This window comes from Actinokineospora spheciospongiae, from assembly GCF_000564855.1.
In the GTDB taxonomy this organism is placed as follows: Bacteria; Actinomycetota; Actinomycetes; order Mycobacteriales; family Pseudonocardiaceae; genus Actinokineospora; species Actinokineospora spheciospongiae.
Map to the genome: position 1 here is coordinate 1 of NZ_AYXG01000075.1, position 22,070 is coordinate 22,070.

General features: G+C 72.9%; 22 protein-coding genes, 4 tRNA genes and 1 pseudogene. 15 read left to right on the forward strand and 12 right to left on the reverse strand.

The annotated features are described in order from the left end of the window. The coding region (locus UO65_RS10160; protein WP_411431353.1) for a lipase family protein at positions 1–776 on the reverse strand (776 nt) is incomplete at its 3' end. Positions 777–1,326: 550 nt separating this feature from the next. On the opposite strand from UO65_RS10160, the gene UO65_RS10165 reads away from it, so the two are divergent. The 5 genes from UO65_RS10165 to UO65_RS10185 all read left to right on the forward strand — a co-directional run bounded on the left by UO65_RS10165 (position 1,327) and on the right by UO65_RS10185 (position 5,499). Then, positions 1,327–2,850, forward strand: coding sequence for a PP2C family protein-serine/threonine phosphatase (locus UO65_RS10165; protein WP_233427516.1), 1,524 nt, complete (start codon positions 1,327–1,329; stop codon positions 2,848–2,850). Beyond that, the gene (locus tag UO65_RS10170) at positions 2,847–3,959 is read left to right on the forward strand and encodes a cobalamin B12-binding domain-containing protein (RefSeq protein WP_052020976.1); all 1,113 of its coding nucleotides are present in this window, start codon (positions 2,847–2,849) and stop codon (positions 3,957–3,959) included. The genes UO65_RS10165 and UO65_RS10170 overlap by 4 nt, the downstream gene beginning before the upstream one ends. After that, a complete protein-coding gene (locus tag UO65_RS10175; RefSeq protein WP_035281078.1) occupies positions 3,956–4,306 on the forward strand; it encodes an STAS domain-containing protein in 351 nt (116 codons plus the stop codon). The genes UO65_RS10170 and UO65_RS10175 overlap by 4 nt, the downstream gene beginning before the upstream one ends. A gap of 46 nt (positions 4,307–4,352) precedes the next feature. After that, a complete protein-coding gene (locus UO65_RS10180) occupies positions 4,353–4,667 on the forward strand; it encodes an STAS domain-containing protein (RefSeq protein ID WP_035281080.1) in 315 nt (104 codons plus the stop codon). Between the two features lie 79 nt (positions 4,668–4,746). After that, on the forward strand, positions 4,747–5,499 hold the full coding sequence (locus UO65_RS10185) for an SDR family NAD(P)-dependent oxidoreductase (protein ID WP_035281082.1): 753 nt from the start codon (positions 4,747–4,749) through the stop codon (positions 5,497–5,499). A 60-nt stretch (positions 5,500–5,559) separates the two neighbouring features. Here the strand turns inward: UO65_RS10185 and UO65_RS34505 are convergent, their stop codons facing one another. Beyond that, positions 5,560–6,420, reverse strand: coding sequence for a lamin tail domain-containing protein (locus tag UO65_RS34505; RefSeq protein WP_035281084.1), 861 nt, complete (start codon positions 6,418–6,420; stop codon positions 5,560–5,562). A gap of 242 nt (positions 6,421–6,662) precedes the next feature. Then, the gene (locus UO65_RS10195; protein ID WP_233427517.1) at positions 6,663–7,472 is read right to left on the reverse strand and encodes a TrmH family RNA methyltransferase; all 810 of its coding nucleotides are present in this window, start codon (positions 7,470–7,472) and stop codon (positions 6,663–6,665) included. 257 nt (positions 7,473–7,729) lie between these two features. On the opposite strand from UO65_RS10195, the gene UO65_RS10200 reads away from it, so the two are divergent. Then, the gene (locus tag UO65_RS10200) at positions 7,730–8,791 is read left to right on the forward strand and encodes a TRM11 family SAM-dependent methyltransferase (RefSeq protein ID WP_035281088.1); all 1,062 of its coding nucleotides are present in this window, start codon (positions 7,730–7,732) and stop codon (positions 8,789–8,791) included. An 87-nt stretch (positions 8,792–8,878) separates the two neighbouring features. On the opposite strand, the gene UO65_RS10205 is transcribed toward UO65_RS10200, so the two are convergent. From UO65_RS10205 to UO65_RS10220, 4 genes are all read right to left on the reverse strand, one after another. Next, positions 8,879–9,559, reverse strand: coding sequence for a TetR/AcrR family transcriptional regulator (locus UO65_RS10205; protein WP_052020977.1), 681 nt, complete (start codon positions 9,557–9,559; stop codon positions 8,879–8,881). Between the two features lie 87 nt (positions 9,560–9,646). Next, positions 9,647–10,948: a cytochrome P450 gene (locus UO65_RS10210; protein ID WP_035281090.1), complete on the reverse strand. Its 1,302-nt coding sequence runs from the start codon at positions 10,946–10,948 to the stop codon at positions 9,647–9,649. A gap of 382 nt (positions 10,949–11,330) precedes the next feature. Further along, a tRNA-Val gene (locus UO65_RS10215) sits at positions 11,331–11,402 on the reverse strand. A 48-nt stretch (positions 11,403–11,450) separates the two neighbouring features. Next, positions 11,451–11,861, reverse strand: a complete 411-nt coding sequence (locus tag UO65_RS10220; protein ID WP_052020978.1) for a TIGR02611 family protein — start codon at positions 11,859–11,861, stop codon at positions 11,451–11,453. A 385-nt stretch (positions 11,862–12,246) separates the two neighbouring features. Between UO65_RS10220 and UO65_RS10225 the strand changes: the two genes are divergently transcribed. The 5 genes from UO65_RS10225 (at position 12,247) to UO65_RS10245 (ending at position 13,785) form a co-directional block, all read left to right on the forward strand. Then, entirely contained in the window at positions 12,247–12,672 is a 426-nt protein-coding gene (locus tag UO65_RS10225; protein ID WP_035281092.1) for an SsgA family sporulation/cell division regulator, read from the forward strand. Between the two features lie 108 nt (positions 12,673–12,780). Further along, positions 12,781–12,853: transfer RNA gene (locus tag UO65_RS10230), tRNA-Gly, on the forward strand. Positions 12,854–12,908: 55 nt separating this feature from the next. Further along, positions 12,909–12,980 (forward strand) — tRNA-Cys (locus tag UO65_RS10235). A 1-nt stretch (position 12,981) separates the two neighbouring features. Continuing rightward, positions 12,982–13,056, forward strand: a tRNA-Val gene (locus UO65_RS10240). Positions 13,057–13,332: 276 nt separating this feature from the next. After that, positions 13,333–13,785, forward strand: coding sequence for a MarR family winged helix-turn-helix transcriptional regulator (locus tag UO65_RS10245; RefSeq protein ID WP_035281094.1), 453 nt, complete (start codon positions 13,333–13,335; stop codon positions 13,783–13,785). Here the strand turns inward: UO65_RS10245 and UO65_RS10250 are convergent. Beyond that, on the reverse strand, positions 13,755–14,327 hold the full coding sequence (locus tag UO65_RS10250) for a carboxymuconolactone decarboxylase family protein (RefSeq protein WP_035281095.1): 573 nt from the start codon (positions 14,325–14,327) through the stop codon (positions 13,755–13,757). The genes UO65_RS10245 and UO65_RS10250 overlap by 31 nt on opposite strands. Before the next feature lie 266 nt (positions 14,328–14,593). On the opposite strand from UO65_RS10250, the gene UO65_RS10255 reads away from it, so the two are divergent. Further along, the gene (locus UO65_RS10255) at positions 14,594–15,964 is read left to right on the forward strand and encodes a PepSY-associated TM helix domain-containing protein (RefSeq protein WP_035281096.1); all 1,371 of its coding nucleotides are present in this window, start codon (positions 14,594–14,596) and stop codon (positions 15,962–15,964) included. Positions 15,965–16,128: 164 nt separating this feature from the next. Beyond that, complete coding sequence (locus UO65_RS38580) at positions 16,129–16,407, forward strand: hypothetical protein (RefSeq protein ID WP_035281097.1); 279 nt, start codon at positions 16,129–16,131, stop codon at positions 16,405–16,407. 165 nt (positions 16,408–16,572) lie between these two features. Here UO65_RS38580 and UO65_RS10265 read toward each other — a convergent pair whose 3' ends face one another. Continuing rightward, positions 16,573–17,412: a helix-turn-helix domain-containing GNAT family N-acetyltransferase gene (locus UO65_RS10265; RefSeq protein ID WP_035281099.1), complete on the reverse strand. Its 840-nt coding sequence runs from the start codon at positions 17,410–17,412 to the stop codon at positions 16,573–16,575. Between the two features lie 101 nt (positions 17,413–17,513). Between UO65_RS10265 and UO65_RS10270 the strand changes: the two genes are divergently transcribed. Beyond that, a complete protein-coding gene (locus UO65_RS10270; protein WP_035281100.1) occupies positions 17,514–18,842 on the forward strand; it encodes an NAD(P)-binding domain-containing protein in 1,329 nt (442 codons plus the stop codon). Between the two features lie 28 nt (positions 18,843–18,870). Here UO65_RS10270 and UO65_RS37315 read toward each other — a convergent pair whose 3' ends face one another. The 3 genes and pseudogenes from UO65_RS37315 to UO65_RS10280 all read right to left on the reverse strand — a co-directional run bounded on the left by UO65_RS37315 (position 18,871) and on the right by UO65_RS10280 (position 20,724). Then, complete coding sequence (locus UO65_RS37315; protein ID WP_200873354.1) at positions 18,871–19,284, reverse strand: arsenate reductase ArsC; 414 nt, start codon at positions 19,282–19,284, stop codon at positions 18,871–18,873. A gap of 237 nt (positions 19,285–19,521) precedes the next feature. Then, a pseudogene (locus UO65_RS37320) lies at positions 19,522–20,013 on the reverse strand (aquaporin); the annotation flags it as partial. 36 nt (positions 20,014–20,049) lie between these two features. After that, positions 20,050–20,724 carry an arsenate reductase/protein-tyrosine-phosphatase family protein gene (locus tag UO65_RS10280; protein WP_035281102.1) on the reverse strand — a complete coding sequence of 225 codons (675 nt, stop codon included), beginning with the start codon at positions 20,722–20,724 and terminating at the stop codon, positions 20,050–20,052. Positions 20,725–21,035: 311 nt separating this feature from the next. Here UO65_RS10280 and UO65_RS10285 point away from each other — a divergent pair, with 311 nt between their 5' ends. Then, positions 21,036–21,800: a DUF2382 domain-containing protein gene (locus UO65_RS10285; protein WP_035281104.1), complete on the forward strand. Its 765-nt coding sequence runs from the start codon at positions 21,036–21,038 to the stop codon at positions 21,798–21,800. The last annotated feature ends 270 nt before the right edge of the window (positions 21,801–22,070 follow it).

Here is a 22,070-nt window from a genome sequence, read left to right on the forward strand (position 1 = left end):
TGCAACTCCGGGTAGGCGTTGTCCAGGCCGACCGCGGCGAAGGCGAGGAACCCGAAGCCCAGGTACCCGTCGAGGCCCTTGGCGACCTCGGTCAGGTCGGCGGGGACACCGCCTGCGGCCACACCCACCAGGTTCAGGTCAGGGGCGTAAGAGGGTTGCTTCTCCGCCGCCCACAGCGCACCGCCGCCGCCTTGGGAGTAGCCCTGGAAGATGACCTTGGCCGTGGGCTTGAGGCCGGTCTGCGGCAGGCGCTGCGCGGCGCGCACCGAGTCGATGACCGCCGGGCCCATGGACTGGCCCACGATGTAGGTCGGCTTGTTCGCCGCGCCCGGGCGGTAGCCCTCGTAGTCGGTGATCGCCACGGCGTAGCCGGCGCTGATGGAGTCGTTGATGGCGGGCTGGTCATACAGGGTGCCGCGTTCGATGGCCTTGGACGGTGTGCACTTGAACGCCGGACCCTGCGTGCCCACCGAGTAGCCCACGATCGGCGCCTTGGTGGTGTCGGCGAACTTCGGCGTGAGGATCGTGCCGGTGACCGCATTCCGTTCGCCCAGGGCGTTCGTCGACAGGTACATGACCTGCCAGGCGTTGGCGTTCAGCGCGTTCAGCGGGGCGACGGTGGGGCGCCAGCGGATGACGTCGCCGGGCTCACCGGCGGGCAGCGGGCTCGGCGGCTCGTAGAAGGCGTCGCCCGGGGGGCCGGGCAGGGCGGGCGCCGCGGCCTTGACCACGGCCGCCTCGGCGGGGGACTGGACCGTGCCGTTGACCGCGACCACCGCGACAGCTCCCGTCACCACCGCGGCGACCGCGCTCGCGATCCGCCGGTGAGTTCTGGTCACCAATGACCTCCAGGGCAGGGGAAGGGGATAGCCGTACTATCCGGATCTGCGTATCCCCAGGTCAACCATTGCGTAGGAAACTTCGAAAAGATGTGGTCGGGTGCGCGTTCCCGGGGTCGGATTCGCACGGTGTTGACACTTCCGAAAGCTCTTTTCGGGTACCTCCAGGTACTTCGATTGCCTGCCCGCGGCTCGGGACATCCGGCTGGGCCGTACGCCCTACCGCTGGTCAGCGTCGTGCTCGGCGGCCACGGGGGTGCGGCCCGTTGGCCGTTGGCCGATTGCGCGAGCAGTTGGTATGGTGGTTGATCCACTCCGCAAGAGCGCTGATCAAGATGTGGTCTGTGCGATACTTGCCATGAGCCAACCAAGGTTCGAGTGAGTGGCGAAGAGGTGAAACGACTTCCCCGTGATTGAGCCACGACAGTCCACCCGCACGACCCCCGTCTCGACCGGCAACGGTTGGTGGGGTGCTCCCCATCCGGCGGTGGTGCTGGACGGGAACGGCGCCCTGCTCGCCGCGAACGAGGTGGCGACCCTCCTCGTGCCCCCGGGCGACACCGTCCCCGACTGGCTGGCCACCGCCTCCGCCGCGGACGGTCGCGTCCACGGCGACATCGGCGGGCGCGGCTTCGAAGCCCACCCGGTCCCGCACGGCGACGACGACAGCGTCACCTGGTGGTTGGTGGAGGACACCGACACCCGGCTGGCCATCGAGGCCCTGCGCGTCGAGCGCGAGCGCACCGCCCTGCTCAGCGAGGTCTCTTCCGCGCTGCTGGCCTCGCTGAACCTCGACCGCTGCATGGACGTCACCGCCCGGCTCGCCGCCGAGCACCTCGCCGACGCCGCCGTGGTCATCGCCCCCGCCGCCCGGCACCGCTACCCGGCGGTGCTGTGCGTGCGCGACGGGGACCCCGTCCGGACCCGGCTGCGCGTGCACCCGGAGGACGTGCCCGGTCTGGCCGAGGCCCTGCAGGGCTTCCCGCCGGTGCCCTCGCGCTGGATCGACCCGGCCAGCACGCCCGACTGGCTGCGGCCGGACGGGTTCGGCGAGATCGGCTCGGTCGTGGTCACCCCGCTGCCCGGCCTCGGCGTGGCCGCGGGCGCGCTGGTGCTGCTGCGCCGCGCCGGGCAGCCCGCCTTCGACGAGGGGGAAGAGGTCTTCGCCCGGCTCTTCGCCGCCAGGGCGGGCGCGGCCATGTCCGCGGCCCGGATGTTCGCCCAGCAGAACTCGATCACCGAGACGCTGATGCGCGAACTGCTCCCGCCCACCCTGCACCAGGTGGGCGGCGTGGAGTTCGCGGGCCGCTACCGGGCCGCCCAGGACACCGAGCGGATCGGCGGCGACTTCTACGACGTGCACCCGACCGCCGACGACGACGAGTCGCTGGCCGTGCTGGGCGACGTGTGCGGCAAGGGCCTGGAGGCCGCCGTCCTCACCGGCAAGATCCGCAACACCCTGCACGCGCTGCTGCCGATGTCCGGCGACCACCTGCGGGTGCTCAACCGGCTCAACGACACGCTGGTCAACCCGCACAGCACCCGCTTCGCCACCATGGTCCTCGCCTCGGTGCGCCGCGAGGGGGCGGGTGTGCGGCTGCGGCTGACCTGCGCGGGCCACCCGCCGCCGTTCATCGTGCGCGCCGACGGCCAGGTCGAGGAGGTCGCCAGCCGGGGCAATCTGGTCGGCGTCATGCCCCGGATCGAGGCCACCAGCACCACCGTGACCCTGGCCCCGGGGGAGACCTGCCTGCTGTTCACCGACGGCATCACCGAGGCCCACGGCGGCCCCCTCGGCGGCGAGCTGTTCGGCGAGGACCGGCTGCGCCGGGTGCTGGCCGACTGCGCGGGCATGCCCGCGGACGCCATCGTGGAGCACGTCCAGATGCTCGCCGCGCAGTGGATCGGCGACCGCCCGCACGACGACATGGCCGTGGTGGCCATCACCGCGCCCCGGGGCTCGCACCTGACTGCGGTCGGGGGGCACGGTCCCGGCAGGTACACCGCATGACGCCCGCCGAGCCCACCCGCACCGCACCCGCCCACACCGAGCCCACCCGCACGGAGCAGGCCACCGCCGGGCACGTCGAACGGCTGTGGGCCGCGGTGTGCGACCGCGACGAGCACACCGCCGCCGAGGTCGTCACCGGTGCCGCCGCCGCCGGGCTGGCGCCGGAGTCGGTCCTGCTCGACGTCATCGCCGCCGTGCAGCGCCGGGTCGGCCAGGAGTGGGCCGACAACCGGATCACCGTGGCCCAGGAGCACGCCGCCACCGCGATCAACGAGCGCGCCCTCGCCGCCCTCGCGCTCACCGCCCCCACCCCGGCGCCGACCCTGGGCACGATCACCGTCGCCTGCGTGGACGGCGAGTGGCACGCCCTGCCCGCCCGCCTGCTGGCCGAGGTCCTGCGCCTGCGCGGCTTCCGCGTCGACTACCTCGGCGCGCAGGTCCCGGCGCCGCACCTGATCACGCACCTGCACCGCACCGGCCCGGACGCGGTCGCGCTGTCCAGCTCGATCGCCACCCGGCTGCCGTCGGCGCACGCCACCATCACCGCCTGCCAGGCCGCGGGCACCCCGGTCATCGCCGGGGGCGCCGCCTTCGGCCCCGACGGCCGCTACGCCCGCCTCCTGGGCGCCGACGCCTGGGCCCCGGACGCCCGCGCCGCCGCCGACCGCCTCGCCCGCTCACCGCTGAACCGGCCCGCCGGGGGCCACCAGCCCATCGACGACCTCCCGCACCTGGCCGACCAGGAGTACACGATGGTGTCGCGCACCTCGGGCCAGCTCGTCAAGGCGATGCTGAGCGGCCTGGAGGAGACCATCCCGGCCATGCGCTCCTACACCGAGGCGCAGCGCGAGTACACCGCCCAGGACCTCGCGCACATCGTGGACTACCTCGGGACCGCCCTCTACGTGGACGACGCGGACCTGTTCACCGGTTTCCTGACCTGGACCGCGGGCATCCTCACCGCCCGCTCGGTCCCGGCCAGGTTCCTCGTCCCCGCCCTGGACCTGCTGGCGGCGGAGCTGCGCGACTTCCCCCGATCCACCGCCCTGCTGACGGCGGGCAGGTCCGCCCTGCCCGCCCGCGACGTGCCCGGAGACCACGACCGATGACCCCCCGCCCCCTCACCACGAGCTGGACCGCCCCCGACCGCGACTCGGTCCGGGTGCGGCTGGACGGTGACCTCGACTTCGACACCGCCGACACCCTGCTGCGCGAGGTCATCGCCCGCCTGCCGACCGTGCGGGCCCTGCACCTGGACATGTCCACCCTGGGCTTCTGCGACTCCTACGGCCTGTCCACCCTGCTGATGATCCGCCGCCACGTGGACGCCGCGGACGCCTGCCTGCACCTGGAGAACCGCCCGGCGGGCCTGGACCGCATCCTGCGGATCACCAACACCCTGAACCACCTCACCGGCTCCACCGCCGAGGCCCACCAGCAGACCCCGCGACCGTGAGCGGACCGACGATGCGGTTTGCCCGCCGGTGCGGGAAACTGGGGGCATGACGAGCGAGGGGATCGGCTCCGCGGTGGTGGTGCCCGTCGGTGACCGCGTGGACGCGGACACCCTGGGCGCGGTCGCCGACCACATCCCGACCCGGCCCGCCGCGATCGTGCTGGACCTCACCGCCGTGTCGTTCCTCGACTCGGCCGCGCTCAGCCTCCTGGTGACCGAGCACAACCGCTGCGCCGACCACGGCATCCCGCTGCGCCTGGTGGCCGACACGTCCGTCGTCACCCGCCCGATCGAGCTGACCGGCCTGGACCGCCTGCTGGACATCCACCCCACGGTGGAATCCGCTGTGCGGGCGGAGTAGCCCCGCACCGTCCCAGGTGGACCGGACCGCGGCTCCCCGGAGGGGAGCGCGGTGCGGGCCGCCCGCTAGCGTGGTCCCCGTGACCACGGACAACACCCCCGCCGTCGTCGTGACCGGTGGCGGCACCGGCATCGGCCGGGCCATCGCCCGCGACCACGCCAGGGACCACCGGGTCCTGGTCGTGGGCCGCACCGAGTCCGCGCTGGCCGAGACGGCCGGGGACCACCCCGGCATCCGCACCCTCGCCATCGACATCACCACCCCCGACGCCGCGGCGGTGGTCGTCGCGACCGCCCTGCGGGAATTCGGCAGGCTCGACGTGCTGGTGAACAACGCGGGCGCCGCCACGCCCGCCCCGCTGTCCGCCGTCGACCCGACCACGACCGCCGAGCAGTTCGCGGTGAACCTGAGCGCCCCGATCTTCCTCACCCAGGCCGCGCTCGACGCCCTGGCCGAGACCCGGGGCACCGTGGTCAACATCAGCAGCGCGGGTTCCACCGGCGGCCGGGCCTGGCCGGGCTTCTCGGTCTACGGCGCGGCCAAGGCGGGGCTGGAGTTCCTCACGCGGACGTGGGCGGCGGAGCTGGCGCCCCGGGGCATCCGGGTCGTGGCCGTCGCGCCGGGGGTGGTCGAGTCGGGGATGGGGCTGCGGATGGGGTCCACCCCGGAGCAGTACGCGGCGTTCCTCGCCGAGGTCTCTGCCGCGACCCCGGTGGGGCGGGTCGCCCAGCCGGAGGAGATCGCCCGGTGGGTCCGCACCCTCACCGCCCCGGAGGCGGGCTTCGCCACCGGCGCGGTCTTCGTCGTCGACGGGGGCATGAGCCTGGGCTGACACCCGGTGGTCCGGTGTGGACACCCCGGGAGCCGCGCGGGCGGCTCCCGGGGCCGGGGATCAGGGGGTGGTCGCCTTGTCGCCGTAGGCGTGCTCGGACACGGTGGTGCCCGCGGGGTCCCGCAACTTGGCGATGTCGCCCTTGTCGTTCCAGATGGGGCGCTTGATGCCGTGGTTGAAGCCGCCGCTCTCGGGGTGGTCCTCGTTGGTGTAGACGCGGATGCGCTGCCCCGGGGCGAGCACGGTCCCCGGCGGGAAGGTGAAGTCCTGCCCGGCGTCGTCGGCGCCGAGCACCCAGCCGGAGATGTCGGCCGGGGCGGTGCCGCGGTTGACGATCTCGACGAACTCGTCGGCCTGGGTGCGCTTGACCTCGCCCTTGAACCGCACCTGGGTGATCACCGGGTCGGGCTTGCCTGACACGGCGAACATGGCGACGACGTCGGCGCTGTTGGCCGCGTTCTCGGCGCTGACGAACCGCCGGACCACCACGCCGTTCTGCTTGAACCCGCTGATCAGCACCGCGTACTCGGTGCCGTCGATGGTCACCGTCTCCGGTGAGACGAAGGTGGGCAGGTCCACCAGGTCCTCGGGGGCGGGCCCGACGTTCGGCGTCTCGTTGTGGTGGAAGGTGAAGCTGAAGTCGGCGGTGGTCCCGTCCTCGAACACGACGTTGACGGTCAGGTCGACGTCGAACTCCTGCGAGGTCAGGCCGGTGATCGGGAAGTTCTCGTGGGTGAAGGTGCCCAGGGTGAACTCCGACCCGTCGGTCTTGACGTCCACCTCGCCCCCGCGGAAGACGTAGCCGCTCTGCCCGCTCCCCGCGGGCACCCCCCAGGTGACGCGGTCGGTGGTGAGCCCGGTCAGGTTGGGCGGGGTGACGCTGATCGCGGGCCAGAACCCGGTCGTGACAGCCTTGCTCATCGATCTCCTCGGTTTCGAGCGGAGCAGTTCCATCGGCGAGACCGGGCCCGGTCAACCAGACAGTAGGGCCCCACCAAGATCATCGACTACCGCCGTCCGAGGGACCCTCCCCCTGCGCGACATCCACACCGGGTGTGCCCCCGAATCCGGGGCGCCGGAACCGGGTGATCGCAACGCCATCGGAAGGTTCTGACCACAGTGGACGGTTGGGCCTGCTCGCCCGTCCTCGCGCGGCCGTACGATCAGCAGTTCTTCCGGGAACGCTGCCGGGACGTCTCGTACAGCACGGCCGTCGCCGCGTTGGCGGCGTTGAGCGAGCTGGCGCTGCCCACCATCGGGATTCGGACGAGGTGGTCGCACAGCTCGCGCCAGGTGGAGCTGAGCCCGGCGGTCTCGTTGCCGACCAGCAGCAGCACCGGCCCGGTCAGGTCGAAGTCGAAGACGTCGGCCTCGCCGTGCTCGTCGGTGCCCACGATCGCCACCGGGACCCCGGCGGCGCGCTTGGCCCGCACCCAGGACGTGACCTCGCGCGGCGCGGACACCCGCACCGACGGCAGGGAGAACAGCGAACCGGTGCTGGCCCGGACGGACTTGGGGTCGTAGACGTCCGCCGCGTGGCCGGTCACGATCATCCCGTGCGCGCCGAAGGCGTCGGCCGACCGGATGATCGAACCGATGTTGCCGGGGCTGGTGGGCCGGTCGAACAGGACGCCGAGGAAGTCGGCGCGCACCTCGATCCGGTCGAGGTCGTCCGGCGGCAGCTCCAGCACCGCGACCAGCTCCGCGGCCGACTCGTTCTTCTCGCCCAGCTCCGCCAGCAGCTCGCCGGACAGCGCGAACTGCTCCGCGGGCACGGTGTCGAGCAGTTCCCGCGCCCACCGCGACGGCGACCGGTCGGCGTTGTGCAGCAGCGCCCGGACCGGCCAGCCGCGCTCGACGGCGATGGTGATCGGCCGCACCCCCTGGACCAGGAACTCCCGCGATCGCTGCCGCTTGTTCCGGTTGGTCAGCAACGCCTGCCACTGCTGGAAGCTGGCGTTGCGCGAGGTCACGCGCCGCACCGAACCACCGCCCTCCGGACCCCGTGGGCCTGCGTCGACAGCGACCCGCCCCTCGCCGGAGATGGTCGCACGCGGCGGTCGCCCACCCGGCCGGGGCCCGTCCCCGGAGCAGGCGCGCCCACGGCCACCCCGGTCCGCTTCCGGCGTGCCGCAACCCTATGATGTGCCGTCGACGACGCGTCGAATCCCACCCGGACACCGTGTGGTCGCGCGTGCGGTTCCTCCGCCGAGCGAAGGGGTGTGGGGCAGTGGCCGTCCGTCTGCTGGCGAGGACCCTGCGCGGCCTGGAGGACGTCGCGGCCGGGGAGGTCGCCGAGCGCGGTCTCGGCGAGGTCGAGCACCGCCGCCACCGCGAGGTGTGGTTCACCGCCCCGCGCGCCGACCCCGGCCTGCTGGACCTGCGCACGGTCGACGACCTGTTCCTGCTGGCGGGTGTCCTCGACGGCGTCGGGCACACCAAGGCGGAACTGGCCAAGTTCACCGGCGCCACCAGGTCCGCCGACCTGGCCGGGCTGCTGCGGCAGCGGACCCGCTGCGGCGGGTCCGCCGGGGCCACCGGCGTCGACGTCGCCGCGTCGTTCCTCGGCAAGCGCAACTACAACCGCTTCGACATCGAGGACGCCGTGGGCGCCGAGGTCGCGGGGGCGCTCGGCCTGCCCTACCACTCCCGGCGCGGCGGCGCGGCCCCACCGGCGGGGACGCTGTCGTTCCGGGTGACGGTCGAGGGCTCCCGGGCGGCGCTGGCCCTGCGCATCGCCGACCAGCCGCTGCACCGCAGGCCCTACAAGCAGGCCTCGACCCAGGGGACCCTGCACCCGCCGCTGGCCGCGGCGATGGCGCTGCTGGCGGGCGTCGGGCCGGGGCACACCGTGCTCGACCCCTGCTGCGGCACCGGCACCATCGTGATCGAGACCGCCGCGCTGGCCCCCGGGGCCCGGCTGCTCGGCGCCGACCACGACCCCCGCCCGCTGGCCGCGGCCACCGCCAACGCCGCGCTGACGGCCACCTCGGCGCTCTGGCTGCGGGCCGACGCCGGCCGCGTCCCCGTGGGCACGGGACGGGTCGACCGGGTGGTGGGCAACCCGCCGTGGGACCGGCAGGTCGCCGCCCTGGGCACGCTGGCCGGGCGCCCGGACCGGCTCTTCCGCGAGGTCCGGCGGGTGCTGGCGGACTCGGGTGTGGCGGTGCTGCTGCTGCACGAGGCGGAGGACCAGCGCGCCGCGGCGGAGTCCGCCGGGCTGCGCGTCGGCGACGTGCGCCCGCTGAGCCTGTTCGGCGCGCACCCCTCGATCGTCACGCTCACCGGCTGACCGGGTCGCCCGTCGCGGCCCGGGGAGCGGACTGTCCGGTGAGGACTCGGCCGAGCCCGGCGGGGTGGGCCGCCCGGCCGCGGTGGGTCAGTGCGGTGGGTCCTGGGTGCCCGGTCGGTCGAGGCCCGCGGCCAGGTGGGAGAGGGCTTCGTCGACCTCCTCGCGCAGGGTGGCCGAGGTCGGGATCTCGTCGGTGTCCGAGGTGCGGCTGAGCCAGCGGGAGAGGACGACGCGCAGGGTGGCGAGGGTGGCGGTCGCGCACAGTTGCGGGTAGACCCCGGGCGGGTCGGCGGGGTCCGCGGCGGCCAGGCGCTCGGCGATGGCGTCCGCCAGGGCCCTCTCCTGGGCGATGAGCACGGCCATCTGCTGCGGCAGCAGCGCGGGGGTGTGCTGCATGAGGCGCAGCACCCGGATGTGGTCGCGGCCGACGGCGTCGTCGCGGTCGACGACCACGAGGACCGCCTCCCGCACGGCGCGCAGGACGGATTCGTGCGGGGGCCGGGCCCGGAACTCCTCGACGAGCGCTTCGGCGCCCGCGGCCGCCGCGGCGAGGACGGCCTCCTCCTTGCTGGAGAAGTGGTTGAAGAAGGTGCGCAGGGCCAGGTCGGCCTCGGCGGCGATCTGCTCGACCGTCACGTTCTTCACGCCGTGGCGCACGGCCAGGCGCAGCGCCGCCTCGCGCAGGGCGGTGCGGGTGGCCTGCTTCTTGCGCTCACGGCGCCCCGGGACCTGCGCGGAGGGGGAGTCCCCGGCCTGGGGCTGGCTCACTCGGCCCTCTCCTCTGCTGTTCGGCGGGCGGGCTGCCCATTATGGACGAACAGCGGGCCACCGACCCGGCCGGTGAGCGCCCCGGGGTCAGTCCCAGGCCACCGGCAGGGAGTGCACGCCGAAGATCAGCATGTCGTTGCGCAGGGGCACCTCGGTGGCGGGGGTGGCCAGGCGCAGGCCCGGCAGGCGGGTGAACAGCTCGGTGAAGCCGATGCGCATCTCGATGCGGGCGAGCTGCTGGCCGAGGCACTGGTGGACCCCGTGCCCGAAGGCCAGGTGCGGGGCCCGCTCGCGGCGCAGGTCCAGGCGGTCGGGGTCGTCCCAGTGCCGGGGGTCCCGGTTGACCTCCGGCACCCCGAGGACCACGGTCGCCCCCGCCGGGATGTCCACACCCCCCACGGTCACGTCCTGCGTGGCGACGCGGGTGACCCCGAGCTGGATGATGCTCAGGTAGCGCAGCAGCTCCTCGACGGCCTGGTCGACCAGCTCGGGGTCGGCGCGCAGCGCGGCGAGCTGCTCGGGGTTCTCCAGCAGCGCGAAGGCACCCAGGGCCAGCATGTTCGCCGTGGTCTCGTGCCCGGCGCCGAGCAGCACCAGGGTGAGGTCGATGAGCTGGGCGTCGGTCAGCGGCGGGTCGGCGTCGTGGATGAGTCCCGAGATCAGGTCGTCACCCGGTTCGACCCGCTTGGCCGCGATGAGCCGGGCGATGAACCCGTACAGCTCGCCGCCCGCCCGCGCCCGTTCCTCGTCGGTGGAGGCGGAGCTGAGCGCGATGGCGGTGTTCTCCTGGAAGGAGCCCCGATCCCCGTAGTCGACCCCGAGCAACTCGCAGATCACCAGCGACGGGATGGGCAGGGCGTAGGCGGGGACGAGGTCGGCCCCGGTCCCGGCCGCCCGCATGGCCTCGATGTGCTCGACGGCGATCTCGGTGACCCGCGCCTCCAGCGCCTTCATCCGGCGCACGGTGAACTGCCCGGTCAGCAGCCGCCGCAGCCGGGTGTGCTCCGGCGGGTCCATGAAGATGAACATGCCGTCGGCACGCGCCTCCACCGGCACCGGGCACACCGGCGCACCCGCCTGCGCGGCCACCTCATCCGCCCCCATCTGGGTGGCGTCGCGGTAGCGGACCCGGTCGGAACTGAACCGCAGGTCCCCCATGACCTCCCGGGCCTCGGCGAACCCGGTCACCAACCAGGCCCGCGCCCCGTTCCCCAACTCCAGCGGCTGCACCGCCCCCTGCCCCCGCAGCCCCCGCAACCCCGGCGCCGGGTCGAACGGACACCCCTCACCGCGCTCCAGCAACTCCGCCGGGATCAACTGCCGCAACGCCACCGGCGCCGCCCCGTTCCCGCCCACCTGCTCCTCGGCCTGCCCCTGGGAAAGGTCCATCACCCGTCCTGTTCCCGGGACCGGCACCCCGCCCCCGTAGCCACCAGTAGTCCCCCCAACCCTACCCACAACCATGCACAAAATGCATCAATGCACACCACGCACGAATAAGTCGCTCCCTGCCGTCAACCGGGGGTGCGCTCGTCAAGCCAGGGGCGTACTCACAGACTCAAGCCCGCAAACACGAACGGCCCACCGGCGAACATCACCGGCAGGCCGCACAACCCACGCACACCACCACGGACCTGAAAGGTCCCCCAGCCAACCCCACCACCCCGACACGCGACACACCGCACCGTGGGGGTCCGGGGGGTCGCCCCCCGGAAACGATGACGGCCGACCCTGTTCGCGCTCTCCGCGAACATGGATCGGCCGTCGGTCGTGGGCGATACTGGGATCGAACCAGTGACCCCTTCGGTGTGAACGAAGTGCTCTCCCGCTGAGCTAATCGCCCGGCGCGGTTTCCCGCGTCGACGGGGAGAAGATTAGCAGGGGGTGCGCGTCAGTTGAACAGGGGGGAGGTCAACCACGCCCAGTGGATGCCGAACCAGCCGCCGACCAGCGCGAACGCGTTCAGGAGCCAGAGGGTGGCCAGGACGATGAGGGCGGTGGCGGCGAGGACGAGGAGGCGGACGAGCAGGCTCTGGCGCTTGAGCCAGTCGGTCCAGGCGTCGTACTTGCCCCTGGCGTAGGTGAGGATGCGGCGGGCCCAGGCGAACTCGGTGGCGAGGATGGCCAGGCCGCCGAAGACCACCACCCAGCCGGGGCCGGGGTAGGGGATGAGGATCACACCCACGACCAGCACCAGGGTGCCGACGACGCCCACCCCGGTACGCCAAACGGCGCGGGTGGTGGGGTTCCGATCGGCCCAGTCGGGTCGAATGGGGCCTTTCCGGCGGGTCTCGTCGGTCACCGGTTCACCACCTTCCTCGCTTGTCGTCCACATTCTGCCGTCTGCGGGCACGCGGGGCACCGCGACCGCCTGACCTGGGCCAACCAGGTGGTCCTGCCCACAGATCACCGCCCCGCCCCCAGGTCAGCGCGGTATTGGCGAACTGGTACACAAACGGTCCCGATAATTCGTGCGCCCGCAGCTACCCCTGCCGTGGGAAACCGGTCAATATGGAAGTGCCTCCACACGGGCCGATCACCGGGTGCGCAGGCTCGACTGCACTGCGCACCGGGGTGTGGGCCGGACGGGTGATCTCACCGCGATCCGCGTTCGGATACCGGCGCTCGGGCGTCACACCGGTGTGCCTCAGTCGTTTGGCTGGGAAGGGAGCAGAAGGGTAGCGACGATGCGAAACGATCACGTCACGCTGCGGTCGACAGCGGTGTTCGACCTGTTGGCGCCGAGGACCCCGGCGGTCCCGGTGAAGGTCGAGCTGCGCTACGACACGCGCGACCCGTACGCGGTGGTGGCGGCCTTCCGCACCGGCCGCGCGGGCTGGGTCGAGTGGGTCTTCTCCCGCGACCTGCTGGCCGACGGCCTCATCGCCGAAGCGGGCGACGGCGACGTGCGCATCCGCCCGGCGGTGGACGACCCCGAGGTCGTCGTCATCGAGCTGAGCTCCCCGTCCGGCCACGCCGTCTTCGAGGCCTCCGCCCAGGAGTTGGCCGACTTCCTCGACCGCACCTACGACGTGGTCGTCCCCGGCAACGAGCACCTGTGGGTCGACGTCGACGAAGCGCTCACGCACCTCATCTCAACCGATCTGACCTGAGGGAACAGCCCGATCCGACCCCCGATTTGGAGCCCGGATCGGGCATCGGATAGAGTTCTCCTCACACCACGGCGGACGGGGACACCAGCCCCGGAAGTCGCGGAGTACGCGGATGTAGCGCAGCTGGTAGCGCATCACCTTGCCAAGGTGAGGGTCGCGAGTTCGAATCTCGTCATCCGCTCGGAAGTGGTTCGGCCACGGCCGGTCCCCTGGGGTCTCCAAGGCCCCAGATCGCTGGCGGAGTGGCCGAGTGGCTTAGGCAAGGGCCTGCAAAGCCCTGTACGCGGGTTCGATTCCCGCCTCCGCCTCGGGCGATTAGCTCAGTGGGAGAGCACTACCTTGACACGGTAGGGGTCACTGGTTCAATCCCAGTATCGCCCACCAGCGCTTGTGCGCAGGTGACACAGCCCTCCCCCTCGATCAGAGGGGGAGGGCTTCTGCGTTCCCGGGGTCGGTCCGACCGGAACGGGGCGCCGAGCGCTCGGGGCGGTCGTCCGGTGTCGACCGCCTGCGGGGTCGATTGGCACCGCGCTGTCCTCACTGGACGGTGCCCGCGACCTCCTCGATCCGCTGGGCGGTCCGCCGTGGCGGCGGGCACGCCGATGGCGCGTACCGTCACGGCAGCGCACGACGTGAAGGCACTTGACCACTGGAGGGGCGTTGACCGCCGAGATCCCCGCCCTGCTGGCCATGGCGTTCCGCACCGTCATGGACCAGGTGCACGAATCCCTTGCCGCGGAGGGGTTCGACGACGTCCGGCCCGCGCACGGGTTCGTCTTCCAGTACCTGTCGCAGCGGGCGGCGGGGGCCACCGCGGTCGAGTTGGGCGGGCACCTCGGGGTGACCAAGCAGGCCGCGGTCCAGTTGGTGGACGAGCTCGAGCAGCGCGGCTACGTCGAGCGCGGGCCGCACCCGACCGACCGTCGCAGCAGGATGGTCGTGCTGGCACCGCGGGGTTGGGCCTGCGTGGCGAGCGTGGTGCGGCGCTGGGGTGAGGTCGAGGCGCGCTGGGGCGACCTGATCGGGGCCGACCGGGTCGAGCACCTGCGCGCCGACCTGCGGCGGATCGTCGCCGACTCCGGTCAGGCGGTGGCGCTGCGCCCGGTGTGGTGAGGTTCCCAGCGGTGCGCCTCGAAGGGTGCGTCGAGCGGGGCCCCGGTCAGCCGGTTGGCGAACGTGGACAGCGTGTACGTACCGACGCCGAGCACCACGTCCAGGGCGTTGCGCTGGTCGTAGCCCGCGGCGAAGAACGCGTCGACGTCCTCGTCGGCCACGCCGCCGCTGGTCGCCAGCACCGCGTCGGTGAACCGGCGCAACGCCTCCAGCTTGGCGTCGGCGAGCGGCTCGCCCCCGCGCAGCGCCCCGATGACCTCCGCGTCGACCGCCTGGCGGGTCATCGTCGCCGAGTGCAGCGCCACGCAGTAGTGGCACCGCACCCGGGTCGCGAGGGTCATGATGACGACCTCGCGCTCCAGGGCGTCGAGCGACGAGCGGTCGAACGCGGCGGTGTTGCCCAGGAAGGTCGCCAGCAGTTCCGGCGACTCGGCGATCCGCGCGACGGGGGAGGGGATGAAGCCGAACTTCTTCCGCGCGCCCTCGACCATCTTCCGGGAGCCCTCGGGTGCGGTCTCGGCTGTGTGGCTGGTGAATGCCATGTGGATCTCCTTCTGCTCGTCCTCCCGAACTGTGCCCGCCCTCTCACCAACTAGTCAAGTTGCTTGACTAGTTGGCGATGGGGTCGGAGCTGTCGAGTTCGGTGTCGACAGAGGTGCGGGGCGGCGCGCCCGCTGGAACCTGAGCGCTGTCGATGATGACGACCGGGCTGTCCATCACCTGGGGCGCAAGGTGAAAATCACGGGAACTGATGCGTACCCCGATCCGACCACCTCGCCGACCCACCTCACGAGCGAAGGAGTCCGGGATGACCGTCGACGAGCACGAGGCGCCGCCACCCGAGCAGCGGCGGCGGGCGCCCGGTGGGTGGGCCGGGGTCCGACCGCTGCTGATGCGCCTGCACTTCTACGCCGGGGTGCTGGTCGCACCGTTCCTGTTGGTCGCCGCGCTGAGCGGGCTCGCCTACATCTACACCCCGCAGTTGGAGCAGGTCGTCCACGACCACGAGCTGCACGTGCCCGCCGCCGCGGCGTCGGTGCCGCTGTCGCGGCAGGTCGAGCTGGCCAGGCAGGAGGTGCCCGAGGGCAAGCTGGTGTCGGTGCGCCCCGGGGCGACCCCGACCGACAGCACCCAGGTCGTCTTCCACCTCCCCGACGCGGGGTCCAGCTTCAACCAGACGGTCTTCGTGAACCCGCACGACGGGGAGATCCGCGGCTCGCTGGAGACCTACGGCTCCAGCCAGGCCCTGCCCGTGCGCGCGTGGCTGAGCGGGCTGCACCGCAACCTGCACCTCGGTGAGTTCGGCAGGCTCTACAGCGAACTCGCGGCCAGTTGGCTCGGGGTGCTCGTCCTGGTCGGCCTCGGGCTGTGGGTGGGCAGGCGGGGTGTGCTGCGCCGGATCGCCCGCCGCGACAACCCCGCCGCGGGTCCCGCCGCGAAGCGCGGCCGGACGGTGTCGCGCCACGCCACGGTCGGCGTGTGGGCCGCGATCGGGCTGCTGTTCCTGTCCGCCACCGGGCTGACCTGGTCGGCGTACGCGGGGGAGAACGTCTCGGACCTGCGCACGGCGCTGGACTGGACCACCCCGTCGGTCACCAGCGCCGTCGACCCGTCCCCCACCGGCGCCGACGTCGGCATCGACGCGGTCCGCGCCGCCACCGCCGCGGCCGGGCTGGCCGACCCGGTCGAGATCCGCGTGCCCGCCGCCGCGGGCAAGGCGTACGTGGTCACGCAGGTGCAGAAGGGCCTGCCGGGCAAGTCGGACTCCATGGCCGTCGACCCGGCGACCGGGCAGGTCACCGACACCCTGCGCTTCGCCGACTACCCGCTGATGGCGAAGCTGACCAAGTGGGGCATCGACGCCCACATGGGCATGCTGTTCGGCCTGCCCAACCAGATCGTCCTGACCGCGCTGGCCCTGGCGATCATCGGGCTCGTCGTGTGGGGCTACCGGATGTGGTGGCTGCGCAGGCCCCCGCTCGGCGCCAACCGCTTCGGCAAGGCCCCGCCCCGCGGCACCTGGCGGCGGGCGTCGCCCACCGTGCTGGTGCCGCTGGTCGTGGTCGGCGGGCTGCTCGCCTGGTTCCTGCCCGTCTTCGGGGTGTCGCTGGTCGCGTTCCTCGTGGTCGACGCCCTGGTCGCGTTCAGCACCAAGGAGGAGCCCACCAAGACCGGCTGAGCGCCGCCACCCCGCCGCCGGGAGAGTCACCCATTCGCGGTCGTTGGGCCATATGTACCATCGCCCGAGATCGAATGCTGGGCCGAATGGCCTACCACCCCGGTGACGATGTGCGTCGTCCCCACGTCGGACCCACCGCAGCAGGTGGGTGAAGGAGTACCTCCATGAACGTCCACAAGCGGACCGCCGCGACCCTGGCCATGCTGGCCACCGCTGCCACCCTGTCCATGGCCACCGCGGGTGTCGCCTCCGCCGACCCGATCGTCGACGACAACGGCCCCCTCGGCAACGGCCTCGGCCTGCTCGGTGCGCTCGGCGCACTCGGCGACGGCGGTCCGCTCGGTGACGGCGGCCCCCTCGGTGACGGTGGCCCCCTCGGCGACGGCGGTCTCCTCGGTGGCGCCGGTGCCGGTCTCCTCGGCGGCGGTCTGCTCGGCCGCTGACCGACTCGGTCGCGTACGTCTGTGAACCGGCTCCCGATCCCGGGAGCCGGGATCGGATGAGGCTCCGCCGAACCGCGGCAGCGGTTCGGCGGAGCCTCGCCCGTCGGCCCGCACCCGGATGGAAGAGTCCACAGGGGACTGATCCGGTGGCGGGCCGTTGCCGTGTCAGCCGGTGGGTGAGCGGCGTTCGATGAGGACGGTGTCGTGCCAGGTGCCGTCCACCTGGGCGATGCGCTCGCGGATGCCGACGGTGCGGTAGCCCGCGCGGTGGTGCAGGGCGATGCTGGTGCGGTTCTGGGTGAAGATGGACGATTGCAGGGTCCAGATCCCGTCGGCGTCGGCGGCGGTCACCTGCTTGTGCAGCAGGGCTTTGCCGACGCCCCGACCGCGGTGGGTTCCCGCGACGTAGACGGAGGTCTCGGCGACGCCCGCGTAGCAGTCGCGGGTGGAGGTGGGGGCGGCCGCGGTCCAGCCGACGACCTCGCCTTCGGCCTCGGCCACCCAGCGGTGGCCGGGGAGCCACTTGGCGTCGAGGGTGGCGCGGCTGGGGACGGTGGTCTCGAACGTGGCCAGGCCGGTGGCGATGCCCTCGCCGTAGATCCGGCGCACGGCGGACCAGTCGCCGGGTTCGAGGGCGCGGACGGTCACGTCGCCGGGGACGTCGTCGGGGCAGCAGGGGTGGGGGGCCAGCAGGCCCATCACGGCGTCGGCGGCGTGCGGAAGCCCGGCGCAGCAGGCCTCGTTGACGGTGACGATCGTGGCGGTGCCCTCCCTGCGCAGCCGCACGAAACCGACGTCGGCGAGTTTGCGCAGGTGGTGCGAGGTCGTGGACTGGCTGGTGCCCAGGACCGCGGTCAGCGCGCCGACGGTGGTGCCCTTCGGGCTGGTGGCCACCGCGTGCAGGAGGCGGACGCGGACGGGTTCGGCGAGGCAGGCGAACCACTCGGCGTAGGTGGCGGCCTCGCCGTGGGGCAGGACGTGCACCAGGGGCAGCGCGATCGGCATGGTGTGAAGTGTATCGACTTGGATCGATGGTTGTATTCATCGACGCAGCTCGATATTGTCCCCCCGTCTTGATCGAGCACAGTCGATGAATGGGGAACACGATGAGCGATCTGCCCGTGGTGGTCGTCGGAGCGGGACCGGTGGGGTTGGCCGCCGCCGCGGAATTGGTCGAGCGCGGGGTGGTGCCGCTGGTGCTCGAACGCGGCGCGACCGCGGGCGCGGCGGTGGCGCAGTGGCACCACGTGCGGCTGTTCTCCCGGTGGGCGGAACTGGTCGCCCCGGCCGCGCGCAGGCTGCTGGAGCCGCTCGGCTGGCGCCACCCGGCCCCCGGCGACCACCCCACCGGCGCGGAGTGGGCCGGGTCGTACCTGCGCCCGCTGGCCGATGCGCTCGGCGACCGGGTGCGCTTCGGTGCCGAGGTGGTCGGCGTGGCGCGGCGCGGCCGGGACCTGGTCGTCGACGCGGGACGCGGGACCGAGCCGTTGGCGGTGCACGTGCGCACCGCCGACGGCGGGGAGGAGCGGATCGCCGCGCGGGCGGTGGTCGACGCCTCCGGCACGTGGACCTCCCCGAACCCGCTGGGCGGGGACGGCCTGCCCGCGATCGGCGAAGCCGCCGCCGCCGACCGGATCTCCTACCGGGTGCCCGACCTCGCCGACCCCGGGGTGGCCGCGCGGTACGCGGGCGGGCACGTGGTGGTGGCGGGCAGCGGGCACTCCGCGCTGACCGCGCTGGTGGCCCTCGCCGGGGTGGCCGAGCGGGAGACCGCGACGCGGATCACCTGGCTGCTGCGCAGGGGTGCGGCCGGGGCGGTGTTCGGCGGCGGTGCGGCCGACCAGCTCCCCGCCCGGGGCGCGCTGGGCCTGCGGGCGCGAGCCGCCGTCGAGGCCGGGCACGTCTCGGTGGTCACCGGGTTCCGCACCGAGGCCGTGGAGCGCGACGGGCGCGACCGGTTGGTGCTGGTGTCCGGCGAAGGGCAACGGGTGCAGGGTGTCGACCGGGCCGTGGTGCTGACCGGGTTCCGCCCGGACCTGTCGTGGCTGTCGGAGGTGCGCCTCGACTTGGACTCGACGTTGCAGGCGCCCGCAGCGCTGGCGCCGCTGATCGATCCGAACACCCACTCCTGCGGAACCGTCCACCCCCACGGCGTCAAGGAACTCGAACACCCCGAACCCGGGGTGTTCCTGGCCGGGATGAAGAGCTACGGCCGCGCGCCGACGTTTCTGGCCATGACCGGCCACGAGCAGGTCCGCTCCCTCGCCGCCGCCCTGGCCGGGGACCGGGAGGCAGCCGAGCGGGTGGAGCTGGTGCTGCCCGAGACGGGGGTCTGCGGCGGAGCCGGGGTGTTCGACGCGCCCGCCGAGGACCAGGGCGGTTGCTGCGGCACCCCCGCACCCGCCGCCGCCCCGTCCGCGACCCCGGCCCGCTGATCCGGCCGAGCCGCGCCTGCGGGTGCGCTCAGGAGGTCGGTGCGGGGGCGATTTCGGCGATCAAGCCCTCGACCAGGGCCTTGATCTCGTCGCGGATGGGTCGGACGGCCTCGACGCCCTGCCCGGCGGGGTCGGTGAGCTTCCAGTCCAGGTAGCGCTTGCCGGGGAAGACCGGGCAGGCGTCGCCGCAGCCCATCGTGACGCACACGTCCGATTCGCGGACCGCGTCGTGGGTGAGGACTTTCGGGGTCCGGGCGGAGATGTCGACGCCCACCTCGCGCATGGCCTCGACCACGGCGGGGTTGACCTCATCGGCGGGGGCGGACCCGGCGGAGCGGACCTCCACCCGGTCCCCGGCCAGGTGCGACAGCCAGGCGGCGGCCATCTGGGAGCGGCCCGCGTTGTGCACGCACACGAACAGCACCGAGGGCTTGACGGGCACGGTTCCTCCGGTTCGGACTGTGGTTCCGGTCGGGTGGGGGAGGACGGCGTCCTCGGCGTGCGCCGAGGCGTGCGGGTACAGGGCGCGCAGCAGCGGCACCGCGATCGCGGCGGCGACGAACTGGGCGAGGACGTAGGCGGGGACCGAGGAGGGCGCGATGCCCGCGAAGCTGTCGCTGAACACGCGCCCGACGGTGATGGCGGGGTTGGCGAAGCTGGTGGAACTGGTGAAGAAGTACGCCGCGCCGATGTAGGCGCCGACCGCGGCGGGGGCGGAGGCGGCCCGGCCGGAGCGGGCCAGGGAGAAGACCACCAGCAGCAGGCCCAGCGTGGCGACGACCTCGGAGAGCCCGTGCGGCCAGGTGGCCCGGTCGGTGGTGGAGATGCTGATCGGGGCGGCGTCGAACAGCGTGTTCGCCACCACCGCCCCGGCCACGCAGCCGAGCACCTGGGTCGGGGCGTAGGCGAGGAGGTGCCGTCGGGGCAGTCCGCCGAACACGGCGTCCACGAGGGACACCACCGGGTTGAAGTGACCGCCGCTGACCGGGCCGAAGACCAGGATGATGGCGTGGAGCCCGACTGCCGTGGCGGCGGCGTTCTCCAGCAGTTGCAGGCCGACGTCACCGGGGGAGAGGCGCTGGGCGGCGATGCCGGAGCCGATCACCAGTGCGGCGAGCAGCAGGCTGCCCAGGAACTCGGCCAGCAGTGCGCGGGCCAACGGCCGCGTCATCGGAACTCCTTCTCGGAACGCGCTGTGGGTGGGTCGTCATGGGGTGCGGACGGCGGGCGCCAAGCGCTCGACCCGGTCGGCCAGGTCGCGGAAGGCGGAGTCGAAGGCGTCCTCGGTGCCCACCGCGGCCGGGTCGGGCACCGACCAGTGCAGCCGGTCGGCGGGGTCGAGTTCCTCGTGGGCGTTGTCGCACACGGCCACGACCAGGTCGTCCGGGTGCACGACCTGCTCGACGTGGTGGGGGCGGGCCCGGGCCAGCGACAGGCCGTGCGCCCGGGCGGTGGCGACGGCCAGCGGGTGCACCCGCTCGGCGGGCCGGGTCCCCGCCGACGCCGTCGGCACGGCGCTGCGACTGGCCCACAGCGCCGCCGCCAACTGCGAGCGCGCGGAGTTGTGGCTGCACACGAACACCACCCGCCGCGCCCGCCGCACCCCGGAGGGCACCAGTCCGGCGAGCGCCGCGGTACGCAGCCGCAGGTAGGTGCGGCGGGCGTCGCCCTCCGACCGCGACCGCCGCACCAGCCCGGCCCGCTCCAGCGACTTCACGTGGTGGGCCAGCAGGTTGCTGGGCAACCCCAACGCCGCGCCCACCTCACCCGGCGCGGCGTCGCCCAGCAGGAGCCGGTCCACGATCGCCAACCGCGCGGGCTCGCCCAGCGCGGCGTGGACGCGGGCCCGCGCCGCCAGCTCCGGAGACCAGTCAGTGTTCATTGACTCAATACTTGCTGAGCTTCCCGCTGCCGGTCAAGACCGACCACGCAGACGAGCGCTGCGTCACACGACTGTGGACGCACCCACTCGTCAGTGGGAAGCGGGGCATCCCGCACACCCACTGTCCGATGTCGACGCTCAACACCGCGGCCGGGCCCTCACCCCGAGGAGTGCATCAATGTTCAGGTCGCGGTTGCCGGGTACGTCCTAGGTGGCGGAAAGAACGGGACGCCGGGGTTCTGCCCGACGCAACCCTCGGGCGCGGCCCCCGCCACCCGGCCCCGATGATCACAACAGGAGGAACGCACACCATGGGTTTTCCGAAGCGAGCTGAGGACATCATCGGTCTGACCGCGCACGACCGGTCCGGTGACAAGGTCGGCAAGATCGGTCAGGTCTACTACGACGACCAGACGGAACAGCCCAAGTGGGTCACCGTCAACACCGGCCTCTTCGGGATGAACGAGAGCTTCGTCCCGTTGCAGGGCGCCCGGGCCGACGGCGACACGGTGGTCCTCGGCCAGGAGAAGTCGGTCATCAAGGACGCGCCGAACGTCGGCCACGACCAGCACCTCTCCGAAGCCGAGGAGATGGAGCTGTACCGCTACTACGGCCTCAAGGCCGAGCAGGGCCAAGGCGAGCGCGCCGTGGGCACCGAGCGCCGGGCCGAGCCCGTGCGCACCGGCCGGGGCAACGGTGAGGCCACCATGACCCGCTCGGAGGAGCGGCTCAACGTCGGCACCCGCAACGAAGAGGTCGGCAAGGTGCGGCTGCGCAAGCACGTCGTCACCGAGGAGCAGCAGGTGTCGGTGCCGGTCCGGCGCGAGGAACTGCGGGTCGAGCGCACCCCGATCACCGGGGCCGAACGCGGCGCGGCGGGCAAGCACGCCGACTTCACCGAAGCCGAGCAGGAGGTGACCCTGCACCAGGAGCGCCCGGTCGTGGGCAAGGAGGCGGTCCCGGTGGAGAAGGTGCGGGTCGGCACCGAGACGGTCACCGAGAACGAGACCGTGCGAGGCGAGGTCCGCAAGGAGCAGGTCGAGGTGGACGGCGCTGACGAGCGTCGGCGGCGCTGACCGGGTTCGTTGACAGACGGGGGTGCCCCTGGCCTACTGGGTCGGGGGCACCCCCGTGTGCGTGTCTGGTGTTGATGGCTGCCCGTGTTGATGCCCGGTCTCTTGCTGTGGTGCCCGGGTGAGGGTCTGCTCCCCTTGGCCGTGTTTGAAAGCCCGGTCTTTCGCTGGGGTGACTGGGTGGATGTGCTCAGCTTTCGAGCCCGGGGTTTTGGTGGGGGTGCCCGGGTGGGTGGATGTGTTTGGCCGGGGCCCCTATGGCGATCATGTGTT

Excerpts from the sequence above, each read along its gene's own strand:
- UO65_RS10170 (WP_052020976.1), top strand. The coding sequence starts at position 2,847 with ATGACGCCCGCCGAGCCCACCCGCACCGCACCCGCCCACACCGAGCCC.
- UO65_RS10175 (WP_035281078.1), top strand. The coding sequence starts at position 3,956 with ATGACCCCCCGCCCCCTCACCACGAGCTGGACCGCCCCCGACCGCGAC.
- UO65_RS10180 (WP_035281080.1), top strand. The coding sequence starts at position 4,353 with ATGACGAGCGAGGGGATCGGCTCCGCGGTGGTGGTGCCCGTCGGTGAC.
- UO65_RS34505 (WP_035281084.1), bottom strand. The coding sequence starts at position 6,420 with ATGAGCAAGGCTGTCACGACCGGGTTCTGGCCCGCGATCAGCGTCACC.
- UO65_RS10210 (WP_035281090.1), bottom strand. The coding sequence starts at position 10,948 with ATGGACCTTTCCCAGGGGCAGGCCGAGGAGCAGGTGGGCGGGAACGGG.
- UO65_RS10225 (WP_035281092.1), top strand. The coding sequence starts at position 12,247 with ATGCGAAACGATCACGTCACGCTGCGGTCGACAGCGGTGTTCGACCTG.
- UO65_RS10250 (WP_035281095.1), bottom strand. The coding sequence starts at position 14,327 with ATGGCATTCACCAGCCACACAGCCGAGACCGCACCCGAGGGCTCCCGG.
- UO65_RS10255 (WP_035281096.1), top strand. The coding sequence starts at position 14,594 with ATGACCGTCGACGAGCACGAGGCGCCGCCACCCGAGCAGCGGCGGCGG.
- UO65_RS38580 (WP_035281097.1), top strand. The coding sequence starts at position 16,129 with ATGAACGTCCACAAGCGGACCGCCGCGACCCTGGCCATGCTGGCCACC.
- UO65_RS10265 (WP_035281099.1), bottom strand. The coding sequence starts at position 17,412 with ATGCCGATCGCGCTGCCCCTGGTGCACGTCCTGCCCCACGGCGAGGCC.
- UO65_RS10270 (WP_035281100.1), top strand. The coding sequence starts at position 17,514 with ATGAGCGATCTGCCCGTGGTGGTCGTCGGAGCGGGACCGGTGGGGTTG.
- UO65_RS10280 (WP_035281102.1), bottom strand. The coding sequence starts at position 20,724 with ATGAACACTGACTGGTCTCCGGAGCTGGCGGCGCGGGCCCGCGTCCAC.
- UO65_RS10285 (WP_035281104.1), top strand. The coding sequence starts at position 21,036 with ATGGGTTTTCCGAAGCGAGCTGAGGACATCATCGGTCTGACCGCGCAC.